The organism is Bacteroidota bacterium, from assembly GCA_013696965.1.
In the GTDB taxonomy this organism is placed as follows: domain Bacteria; phylum Bacteroidota; class Bacteroidia; order JACCXN01; family JACCXN01; genus JACCXN01.
In genome coordinates, this window is sequence record JACCXN010000020.1 from 94,450 (window position 1) to 105,780 (window position 11,331).

7 protein-coding genes are annotated in these 11,331 nt (G+C 31.5%); 5 read left to right on the forward strand and 2 right to left on the reverse strand.

Translation table 11 applies throughout. The features are described from left to right. Positions 1-1,689, forward strand: a complete 1,689-nt coding sequence (locus H0V01_03570) for a glycosyltransferase family 39 protein (protein ID MBA2582451.1) — start codon at positions 1-3, stop codon at positions 1,687-1,689. A 60-nt stretch (positions 1,690-1,749) separates the two neighbouring features. On the opposite strand, the gene H0V01_03575 is transcribed toward H0V01_03570, so the two are convergent. Further along, positions 1,750-3,657 carry a hypothetical protein gene (locus H0V01_03575; protein MBA2582452.1) on the reverse strand — a complete coding sequence of 636 codons (1,908 nt, stop codon included), beginning with the start codon at positions 3,655-3,657 and terminating at the stop codon, positions 1,750-1,752. A gap of 64 nt (positions 3,658-3,721) precedes the next feature. Beyond that, positions 3,722-5,755 carry a glycosyltransferase family 39 protein gene (locus H0V01_03580; protein MBA2582453.1) on the reverse strand — a complete coding sequence of 678 codons (2,034 nt, stop codon included), beginning with the start codon at positions 5,753-5,755 and terminating at the stop codon, positions 3,722-3,724. 425 nt (positions 5,756-6,180) lie between these two features. On the opposite strand from H0V01_03580, the gene H0V01_03585 reads away from it, so the two are divergent. The 4 genes from H0V01_03585 (at position 6,181) to H0V01_03600 (ending at position 11,331) form a co-directional block, all read left to right on the forward strand. After that, entirely contained in the window at positions 6,181-6,840 is a 660-nt protein-coding gene (locus H0V01_03585) for a CoA transferase subunit B (protein MBA2582454.1), read from the forward strand. Positions 6,841-6,913: 73 nt separating this feature from the next. Continuing rightward, positions 6,914-8,902, forward strand: coding sequence for a hypothetical protein (locus tag H0V01_03590; protein MBA2582455.1), 1,989 nt, complete (start codon positions 6,914-6,916; stop codon positions 8,900-8,902). A gap of 40 nt (positions 8,903-8,942) precedes the next feature. Beyond that, complete coding sequence (locus H0V01_03595; GenBank protein MBA2582456.1) at positions 8,943-9,671, forward strand: glycosyltransferase family 2 protein; 729 nt, start codon at positions 8,943-8,945, stop codon at positions 9,669-9,671. 223 nt (positions 9,672-9,894) lie between these two features. Beyond that, positions 9,895-11,331 carry a hypothetical protein gene (locus H0V01_03600; GenBank protein ID MBA2582457.1) on the forward strand — a complete coding sequence of 479 codons (1,437 nt, stop codon included), beginning with the start codon at positions 9,895-9,897 and terminating at the stop codon, positions 11,329-11,331.

Consider the following 11,331-nt stretch of genomic DNA (forward strand, 5'->3'; position numbering starts at 1 on the left):
ATGATTCAATCCAAAATTAAAATCTATTCTGCTTTCGTTTTATTGATTATTCTTGTTTCTTACCCGCTTTTCTTAAACTTAGACAAACTAAGTGTAAGAATGTGGGATGAGGCTAGAAATGGAATTAATGCAATTGAAATGTTAGGAAATGGAAAGCTATTTGTAACCCATTTCGATGATCAGCCTGATATGTGGAACACAAAGCCTCCATTTATGATTTGGATGATTGCACTTTCCATGAAATTTTTTGGTGTAACTACATTTGCATTAAGATTCCCCTCTGTTCTGGCAGCTCTAACAATTGTTATATATGGTTTTTGGTTTGCAAGAAAATATATTCAATCAACAAACCTTGGTTTTATATTTGGATTAGTTTTATGCACATCAATTGGATTCATTGATCATCATGCATCAAGAAATGGAGATTTCGACACAATGCTTGCAATGTGGATATTCCTATATGTTACACAGTTTTTTCTGTTTTTAGAAAACAGAAAACAAATAAATTTAATACTTTTCTCCATTTTTTTTGGTCTGGCTTTACTTACCAAAGGAATTGCAGCATGCATGATTTTACCAGGCCTGGCAATTTATTTTTTTATCGATAAAAAGAATCTCACATTATTAAAGTCAGCAAATTTTTATGTATTCTCTTTTTTGGGCCTGCTAATTGGGCTCTCCTATTACATTATTCGGGAACAAATGAACCCTGGCTTTATTGAGATGGTAATTTTTAATGAAATAACAGGCAGATATGCTGAAACAAACGAAGGTCATTCGGGATCAATTTGGTTTTACTATGAATTATTAAGGGACTACCACTATAAGTTTTGGATATATTTTATTCCATTGGCACTAGTCCTGATCTTTTTAAGGGCAGATAAAAAATTAAAAAAAATAACAGCATTTATTTTTCTTCAGGCTATAGTATATTTTGCAGTAATTACTTTTTCAGATACAAAACTAGATTGGTACGACCTCCCATTATTTCCATTGTTTGCCCTAATAATAGCCGCTGGCTTTACTCAATTACAAATACAAATATCAGGTTTAAGTGTGTTGAAAAAATCTATTTTTAAACAATTTGTTTATCTATCAATAACGTCACTAATTTTTATTATTCCTCTGAAAAATATTTTTGCCACATCCATTCAGTTTGAAAAAGAAACCTATTATCCTGAGACGTTTTATGGCGATTTTATAAATGAAATACATGCATTATTTCCCAATCAAAAAAATTTAAAGGTAACTTCCGAAGGTTACAATCCGCATCTAATCTTTTATATAAAAGAGAAAGAAATGCATCATTTGAATATTGAAATTGTTCAACCAACCAACCATGATTTTGTACAAAATGACACAATTATGGTAACGGAAATGAAATTTTTTCCAACATTGAAGGAAGATTTGGTTTTAGATACTTTAATTATTGCTGAAGGTCCGAAATTATTGCTTCGGGTAATTTCCTATGATGAATACTTCAAAAACAAATATGTAAAACTATTTCTAAAAAAAGTTTCAGAAATTAATTCCGACAAGCAGTGGAACCAAGCAACAAAGCAAAAGGCTCTAAATAATAATGTAACCATAGAAAAACAAGTTATGCTGGAAGCATTGTGGTGTTTAACTAATGCTAAAGAAATTAGCCCTGAAGAACAAGATTCCATCAAAGTTAAATACAATTTTTAAAACTCTACTTTTTGAATTGCAACTTTAAAAGTAAAAATAGAAACTATTTTAAAACAGATACTATTTTTTCAGCTCTTCTTCTATAATCCATTTTGCGTCATAATATAAGGCTGTATCCAAACTTGTATTACTTTCTCTGGCTTTTAATTTAATCATTTCAAGCCATTCTGGGTTAGCTTTTATCTGAACGATTTTAATATTTATTTTTTCTTCTTTAGTGGTTCCTATTTGAATTACTGGATCAATTTTTAAAACATATCTTGCATCACCAATCAAAGCCTGCTCCTCGGAAACACCCTCCTTTTCAGCTCGTTCAATCACTGAATTATACCAATTGGGAGTGGCTTTTATTATTTCAATCATATTTTGTGTTTTTCTTACATTATCAATTTCTATTAGCAATGCTTTAGGTAGAAATTTTGATGAAATATTGTCAACATTTAAATAAGCCCAATTATTAATAAAATTAGTATTTTCATTTATTGAATCAATTTGAGCTTTATTCAAGCCTATTATTTCCAAATTATCTGTATGTTGTTTGTGTATAAGTATTTTGGTAATAGTACCATCTGTTTTCATGAAATAAGCAGGAGTACTTGAATAATCATAGGCTGCATTAGGAAAATACCTATTTAAGAATATTACTGGGTCCGGGTTGTAAAATTTGGGATAATTTTCCAACACCCATACTGAAATGGGTTTTGGCACATTTGTGGACCAGTCATAATCACTTAAATTGTTGTGATAAATTACTGTTGCTATTTGGGTTATAAGCGCAAAAGAAGCAATACTGATTTTTAACCTCAGGTTTTTAATTTCGTACAGCAAAAACGCAAAATGAACCAAAATCATTCCACTAAAGTAGGTAACATAACGATTTACAACAGACTGGCCATGATTCCAATTATCAATTGTTGCTGCAATGCAAACAGAAAATACAGTAAAAACCACTATTATTATTTCTAAAATATATTCCGGAGGTTTAGTTGTGAGAAATTTCCGAATAAGAAGGAAAATATATAAAAACAAAACAAGTGGAATTGCCAATATTGCGCCTTGATTAATATCAAAAAACAAACCCAAAACACGATTAACAGTTACATAGTCAAAACTTAAAGCCCCCTGATATTTAATAAGGTTTGTTTCACCAAAATGGTAGTAGTAGAACAAAGATGGACCAAGCACTATTATTGTGCTTAAGCCCAACTTTACTAGATTTTTAATATTAATTGGTGCTTTAATTAATGTATATACCGCTAAACCAGCAATCAAAATAGCCATTGGCTGATTTTGCAATGCAGCAATAGACATTAAAAACAAACCCCAATAACGCCTTTCGGATAGGAATAAAAACAAACCCAATGAAGAAAAACAAACTGTAAATACTTCTGGGTGTTGCCAGGATAAATACCAATAGTTTGTTGAAAAATAAAACATGAATACAAAGAGAGTTGTATATAGCTTATTAAATCCACTATATCTGAAGAATAAAAAACTACAAATAACAATCAACATTAAATTAGTGAGCTGATGGATAATTAATGGATTAAAATCCAATACAGCACAAAGAATACGGGAAGGCACATTAATTAAAGAGTATGCAAAGAAATGACAACTAAATTTTTTACCCTTTTCACTTACAAAAAAAGCATAATCGTAATCCAGAGGTTGATGATTCTTTTCTGAAACAAACTGCTGAGCTGCATCATAAGTTATTGCTTTTTCATTATTGGACCAGTCGGCAATTTTAGTGTATGCTTTTTTAAAGGTTTCAAAATCACCCTCTCTTACATCAGGTGAAAAATGATTGTAAAAAGCCTCTGTCATTATTGTATATTCAATTACATCCCCCGTAGGATAAATTTTATCTTCACTTACTAGTCGAAAAACCCCAAGAATAAAAATAACAATTACAACAAGGGAGGAAATACTAATTAAATTGCTTTTTATATTTTTTATAAATTCCATTCTTTTTCGAATTACTAATTATTTACTTACTTTATTTTAAAAAAAATGCATCAAAATTTGAACTCTAAAACTCACCTTTTTGTATAACAACTTTAAAATTTTCAATGTAAAAATTCTCTTTAGCACGGTTCCAAACATATATTTTTAATTCCGCATCATCAGAAATACCGCTAGGCAAGTTTGCTATTAAAGAAATATTATTCCAGTTATTTGGCACCTTCATTTTTTCCAGAACAATTAAATCAGCTCTGAACAAGGATTCCCCATCTTTTTCAACTGAAATAACCATATGTCCGATTGATTTTTTTTCATTATAAACTAAAGCGTTTATTGAAATGGCTGTTTTTCCATTCAATTCACTTATTTTTTTTACTATTCCCGGGCTAAACTGATTTTGTTCATTAATTAAATAAGATGCCCTTCCAGTATCAGTGAATATAATTGAAGGGTTATCTATATTACAACCTGCATTCATAAAGGAAGAATGAAAAACAAGACAAGAATCACCCTTAACATTCTTGCCAATAAAGCTTTTTACCAAATCACAGGGATTGTCTGAGACATCTGCAATAATTTCAATTGGATTACAAGCTAACTCATTTTTTACAAATACAGTGTAGCCTGTACTGATTCTCTTGTAATAGCTGCATTCTTTAAATCCTTTACTTACAATAAATTCTTCTATTTTATGGTCAGGATCCTGAAATTGCGAATGAGAATGAACATAAATAACTTTATTTATAGTATCGTAATTTAAATTTTCCCATCCATACAAAGGACACTTCTCACAATAGTAAACATTGTTTTTTGCCAACATTTCAGCCGATTTTGAATAATTCCTAAAGGATTCGTAATCGTAATAAAAAGCAAAATCCATGTATTTATAAGTGGCGGAAATAAAAATAACCGTATTCTTATCCTGCTTACTTTTTACAACCGGAACCATTCTTTTCCAATCATCTTCGCGTTCCTGCGTAATTTCAAAAGAAGTGAGTATCAATAAAGCAAAAGGGATAATAAATAAGAACTTATAAAGAAATTTCATTTTTAGATTTGAAAAAAAGTAAGCAATGCACAAAAACAAACCAATGGTGGTATACAAAATATACCTTGCATGGAATACCGGGGTTTTCTGAGAAACAATAAAATCCAGAACTATGGGCAGGATATACAGTGTTACAAAAACAAAGTAGTGTTTGCGATTAAACTCCATGCTAAGAACCTTCAGCTGATTGTTGAAAACAACAATCAAAAATGAAAGCGAAACAAATGCACTAAAAACATAAAACAAAGTTTCACTTCCCGAAAGAACATTTGTATGGTATCTAAATGCATCAAAATTTGGAGCTATGTTCCAAAAAGAGCCTTCTTTGGGAACATTGGATAAGAGTATAGAAACCCAGGGCAAAAAAGAAATTACAAGGAATATTTGACTAACAAAATAATAAACAAAAGCTTTTCTGTTTTCTTTAAAATATCCCCAAATAAAAACAAACTGAACAACAAGAATAAAAACAGAAAGGTAATGCGTAAAGAGTAAAGACAAATTAATTAACCACAAAAAAATAACATCGCTCTTTTTGGGCTTAGTAAGCAAATTGAAATAAATATAAAATGAAGAAATGCACAACAATTGAATAAGGGCATAAGGCCTTACCTCTGTAGAGAAATAGTGCTGGGAATTGGAAAACAAAAACAAGAAAAAAGCAATTACTGCTGTTTGAATGTTCAAAAACTTTTTGGCAAATAAAAATAAAATAAGGCCTGCAAAAACACTACATGCAACAGATAACATTTTAGAAGCTATTTCTGTTACTCCGAAAATTTCCATCCAAAAATGCAACAAAGCAATGTGCATGGGTGGGTTTTGATCATTTAAAAATATTACTTTTAGTTCAGATAGCGATTTTTGACCATGAAACACACTATACATCTCATCGCCATATAAGCTCTCCAGAGAAAGGCCATATGTACGAATAAACAGTGATAGTAAAAACAAAAAAAACAACAGTAAAAAGAATATTAATTTACTATTTAATCCTTGTTTTTTATTTGTTGGAATTTCACCCATTGTTGACAAATATTCTCGTGGAATCACCCTTATGGGTATTTCTTAATGGTCTGCAATACTCTATATTATCACAAACATAGTATTATTTTTTTTGTTTACACAGGAAACAAATATTCATGAATTACAATTCACAATTACTTAACTGGAATTTGAGGATAAGCAGGGGACTAATAACTATCTTATTTTTCAAGGAATTAGCTGTTCATACATTTATACTACAATTTGAATTTTTGCAGTTATTAATGAAAATTAGGCTTAAAATAAAGAAACAGGCAACAAAGAGTTTTGAAAATTCAATGAATTTAGAGTTAAATAAATGTAATAAAGTTAGTTTTGACTACCTTTCCGCTGAATTCAGATAAAACTGCCTAAAAAAATAAAACCGGTAAAAATCAGAATATTTTCATCCCTGATTATAAAATTGATATTTTTGAACCACAAAATTAATTAAAATGCCTTTAGATAAGAACGGAATTGCCAAACGCATTGCCCAGGAAGTAAAAGACGGTTTCTATGTAAATTTAGGAATTGGAATACCTACCTTGGTAGCAAATTATATCCCTGAAGGAGTTGATGTTATACTTCAATCAGAAAATGGCTTATTGGGAATGGGCCCTTTTCCTTTTGCAGGAGAAGAAGATCCTGATTTGATAAATGCCGGAAAACAAACCATTACAACAATTCCTGGATCTGCTTTTTTTGATTCAGCCATGAGTTTTGGAATGATTCGCGCAGGGAAAGTTGACCTTACCATTCTTGGAGCAATGGAGGTGAGTGAAACAGGAGATATTGCCAATTGGAAAATACCGGGAAAAATGGTAAAAGGTATGGGAGGTGCAATGGATTTAGTAGCTTCGGCCAAAAACATTATTGTTGCCATGCAACATATTAATAAGGCCGGGGAATCAAAATTACTTCCAAGTTGTTCCCTTCCACTTACGGGAGTTAAGTGTGTAAAAAAAATTGTCACAGAATTGGCTGTAATTGATGTTACTCCCCAAGGTTTTAAACTTATTGAAAGGGCGCCAGGAGTATCTGTGGAAGAAATAGTAAAAGCCACAGCTGGAAAATTAATCGTTGAAGGAGAAATTCCGGAAATGAAAATTTTTTAAATTCAAACTTCCTGTAAATAAATTCAGGCTAAATTATCCGGAAAAACGTTGAATTTAACACCATAAAAAAAACATGATCAAATTAATTCGTTTTAGTGCCCTATTTATTCTAATCGCACTTTTTGCCTCATGTAGTAATAGTCCTGAAATTTTAAATGTAAAATACAATTTAGGTGAACTTTCAAATGGAGTTATTCAAGCCGATTTATCGGGGGTAGTTACCAATGGGATAGAAATTCCAACAGAAAGGCAAACCGCTTCTGGCAATTTCGACATTTCATTTGAGGTAAAAGGAAGCAAAGGCCAGAATTATTTTTACAAGATTTATTACCAGAACGAAAGTTACAAATTCCCTGAAATTGCTGATACTGCCCAAAATTACAATGCATTTGCAGATGAAAATTTCTATGGCTCTTGGAATGATCCATCTATAGGATTTAAAAAAGTGCCTGCAATTGATTTTACTATTAATGAATCCATAAAAATTATTGGCAATCCAAGAGACGAAAAAAAATATTATGGAATTCCATTCCAAAAAACGTATTACAGTGAGGAAGATATTCAAGCCGTAGGCAAAAACATAAGGGAAACACAAGACTGGTTTGCCGCCATAGTTTCAAAAGCAGAAAAAAATAAATTAAGTATCGAAGAACAATTGCTTTTTGATGCTAAGTGGGTTTTGAAAAATGAAACCAGGGGAGAGCATGAAAACAACCGGTGGAAAAGAAATCCAAGAATGGGCACTTACAGCCTTATGGTAGTAGTTACTACAGAGGAGGAACTAGCCAAGATCCCTAAACACATCCAATTTATAAATGAACTTTCAGATAGCGGAATTTTCGTTTCTCCTTATTACTTTTTCAAATACAAAATAAACCCTGATTCTTTTCCTGATACAAAAGTATTTATTGATAGCTCCTTTGTAAGGGTACAAGCTTCCATGGATGTTGCTGGGGGAATATGTGCCAATCCACTTGAATATCCCTCTTCAGAAAAAATGCCCGATGAAAAAGCGTGTGGTTGGAATAAGGATTTATTTAACAATGCACATTTCGGCCAGTTTTTTTCCTCCCTGAATAAAAACTTCCACTTAAATACAATACCTCTTATTCAAGACGTAAATGATTCCAGTTATACAAAGGATGAATATGATTCAGCAATAAAAAAATATTCAGAAAAACAATTTAAAAAAGATTACATAAGAAGTACTGAAAATCCGTGTAAATATGTAAGGTATAATGAAAATAAAAAAGCTATTGAGATTGTGAATCCCGGAAATGACAAGCTTGCAGATGCACACAAAGTTAATATGGGGATTAAAACAAGAATAGGATTCACTTACGGAAAAATAACTGCTAAAATTAAATTCCCTGAACTGATAAATAAACATAACGTTTGGAATGGATTAACAAATGCCTTTTGGTTAATATACCAGGATGAACAGGAATGGAATAATCGCAGGGTTTGTAAAACAGGCTATTCCAAAAAGGGAGAAACCATAAATGATGCTCCAAGGATTTCTCAGACAAATTATTCAGAAATAGATTTCGAAATAGTAAAAACAAGCCCTAAATGGCCAATAGGTTATTACAAGGGGAGAATAAATGAAAAGGATGAATCGCAAAGTGATGATATTATTGTTGGATGCACTAACTGGGATTTAACCTGTAAGGATTGCAAAACATATACATGGGGAATTGATACGGTTGAATATGAAAATAAAACTTTTGAAACAATGCGATGGGACAGTCATTATCAAGCCCTTACTACCCGAACTGCAGCAAAAGACAATGACTTATTCAAAAGCCCATATTACTACTACCAATTTGAATGGACTCCCAACCATATTATTTGGAGAATAGGACCGGAAAAGGATAAACTATCCGTTGTTGGATATATGAACAGTGATATAACATCTATTCCCAACAATCAAATGATTGCTGTAATTACCCAGGAATACCACTTATCGGAGTGGTGGCCTCCTATAACCTTTAAGCAAGAATTCATTCCATTTCCAAAAAATGATATAATAGGGGAAGTATATGAATTAACGATTGAATAAAAAGAGGCTTTTTAAAATTAAATGAAAAACTAAACCCCTAGTGAACAAAGTCAAGAAACTTTCCATAATAATTCCAGCTTACAATGAGGCTGCTACAATTCATTTAATCCTCAATAAGGTATCAAAAGTTGAACTTGTGGATAACATGGAAAAGGAAATTATTATTGTAAATGATTGTTCCTCTGATAATACAGCTGAAGTTATAGAAAAATACATGCTTAACAATTCAGGTACTACCATTAGCTTGCATAACCAGCCCTACAATCAGGGGAAAGGAGCTGCATTGCACAAAGGTATCAAACTTGCCTCTGGTGATTATGTAATTATCCAGGATGCCGATTTGGAATATGATCCTGAAGAATACAATGTGTTGTTAAAACCCCTTATAAACGATGTGGCTGATGTTGTATACGGATCAAGATTTATTGGAGGAAAGCCGCACCGCATTCTTTTTTTCTGGCATACATTAGGGAATAAATTTTTAACTGCGCTTTCCAATATGTTCACCAATTTGAATTTAACGGATATGGAAACCTGTTACAAGGTATTTAGATCGGATATTATAAAAAACATTGATTTTAAGGAAAAGCGATTTGGTTTTGAACCGGAAGTTACAGCAAAAATTGCCAGAGTACCTAAGGTGCGCATTTATGAAATAGGAATTTCTTATTATGGCAGAACATACGAAGAAGGAAAAAAAATTGGATGGAAAGATGGTGTAAGAGCAATTTACTGCATTATGAAATACAATATTTGGAATCGAAAATAAGGATTTTCAATTTCTTTGAAATTATATAACCTTGCTAAAACTTCAGTTTCAATAAAAACATAAAATTGAAGTTTTAATGCATAAAATTTACAGGAAAAAAGATAAAGACATTAAAAAAAGTATCCTTTGACAACACAATTTCCATATCTGAGTATAATTATTCCTATAAATCAGGAACAGGTGTTATTGTTAAAAACAACAGGTATTATTTTAAGAAATGACAATGCCTAAACTAAAATTTGATTTTTCCCGGGTAATTCATAAAACAACTATTTCTGGATTTATACTTGCATTCATTGTTTCATTTTTAATCTTTGAAACATTTAGTAAAAAACTTTGGGAAACCAGGGAGATTATTATTTCAGATGTAATCTCCTATTATGGTTATTTGCCTGCGGCAATAATTCACAATGATTTACACTTAAATTTTATTTATTCCGATCACAAAGGGGTTTATTGGCCTGTTGAGGCTCCAAATGGAGGGCTGGTGTTTAAAATGACAATGGGACTTTCCATTTTATATTTACCTTTTTTCACAATGGCCCATTTAGAGGCTTTAATATTTGGGTATGAGGCCTATGGGTTTTCTATGCCCTATCAGAAATGGATACAGCTTTCCGGATTATTTTATTTTTTTTTCGGACTATTCTATCTTCGCAAAACTCTTAAATTGTTTTTCAATGATATTACCGTTTCTTCAACACTACTCACTCTGTTGTTTGCAACAAATCTATATTATTTTGTTACGGATTTATCTCCCTACAGCCATAGTTTTAATTTTACTTTAATTGCAGCATTTACTTATTACAGCATAAAATGGCATGAAGACAAATCGTTTAAAAAATCATTAATAATAGGTGTTATAGGAGGATTAATTGTTTTGGCCAGGCCTGTTAATATTCTTGTATTTGTATTTTTTGCATTGTATGATGTTAAAAATTTCTCAGACTATAAATACAGAATCAAAGAGGTTTTAATTTACAAAAAACAATTGCTGATAATAGCCTCAATTTCATTTTTAGTAATTCTCCCTCAGCTAATTTACTGGAAAATTATAACCGATCATTTTTTTTATTACTCCTATACAAATGCAACCCTTGGAGTGGAAAGGTTTTTTTGGACAAATCCTCATATACTGGAAGGACTTTTTAGTTACAGGAAAGGCTGGCTGGTTTATTCTCCGGTAATGATTTTTTCTCTAATTGGCTTTATTCTACTTTATAAAAAACAGAAAAAATTTTTCATACCCCTTGTTACTTTGTTTGTTTTGTTCATTTATATAATTTTTTCCTGGTGGAGCTGGTGGTATGGTGGAGGTTATGGTATGCGACCTATGATAGATATTTATCCATTTTTAGCAATCCCTTTTTGCGCTTTTGTAGAATACATAATCACCCAAAAAAAAATCATTTACAATGCCCTTGTTGCACTAACATTTTCTTTTTGTATTTATCTTAATTTTCATCAAACCAACCAATATCGTGTAGGGTTATTGCATTGGGAGAGTATGACTAAGGAAGCCTATTGGATTTTATTCCTAAACAATCAACTCAATGATTCAGATATAAAGGCATTGAGTGTTGGGTTTAAAGACCCTGATTTTAAAAAGGCAATGAGAGGTGAGGATGAATATGAATTCAAACCTTTTTATAAAAAATAA

Excerpts from the sequence above, each read along its gene's own strand:
- H0V01_03600 (MBA2582457.1), top strand. The coding sequence starts at position 9,895 with ATGCCTAAACTAAAATTTGATTTTTCCCGGGTAATTCATAAAACAACT.
- H0V01_03585 (MBA2582454.1), top strand. The coding sequence starts at position 6,181 with ATGCCTTTAGATAAGAACGGAATTGCCAAACGCATTGCCCAGGAAGTA.
- H0V01_03590 (MBA2582455.1), top strand. The coding sequence starts at position 6,914 with ATGATCAAATTAATTCGTTTTAGTGCCCTATTTATTCTAATCGCACTT.
- H0V01_03575 (MBA2582452.1), bottom strand. The coding sequence starts at position 3,657 with ATGGAATTTATAAAAAATATAAAAAGCAATTTAATTAGTATTTCCTCC.
- H0V01_03570 (MBA2582451.1), top strand. The coding sequence starts at position 1 with ATGATTCAATCCAAAATTAAAATCTATTCTGCTTTCGTTTTATTGATT.